The following is a 228-nucleotide window of genomic DNA, read 5'->3' on the forward strand; positions in this document are numbered from 1 at the left end:
GATACGTCAGGTTCTACGGTTATGTTCAGTGCGCATGTTCCGCTGAAGGAAATGTTTGGTTACATTTCACATCTGCGTTCTGGTACGAAGGGTCGTGCATCCTTCACCATGCTGTTCCATCACTACGATCCAGTGCCGCGCAACGTGGCAGAAGATATCATGGCGCAGTCTTCCTGATTGCTCCATCCTCTTTAGGATACGTAAATACCCCGTCAGTACTGCTGGCGG

At 50.4% G+C, this 228-nt stretch carries 1 protein-coding gene; it reads left to right on the forward strand.

All coding sequences use genetic code 11. From position 1 onward, the window contains the following. Nucleotides 1-177 (forward strand): hypothetical protein (locus KB213_RS12405; RefSeq protein ID WP_211683569.1); only part of this gene is annotated, 177 nt, incomplete at its 5' end. Between the last annotated feature and the right edge of the window lie 51 nt (nt 178-228).

Origin of the sequence: Neokomagataea anthophila, assembly GCF_018122595.1 — a bacterium.
Lineage (GTDB): Bacteria > Pseudomonadota > Alphaproteobacteria > Acetobacterales > Acetobacteraceae > Gluconobacter > Gluconobacter anthophilus.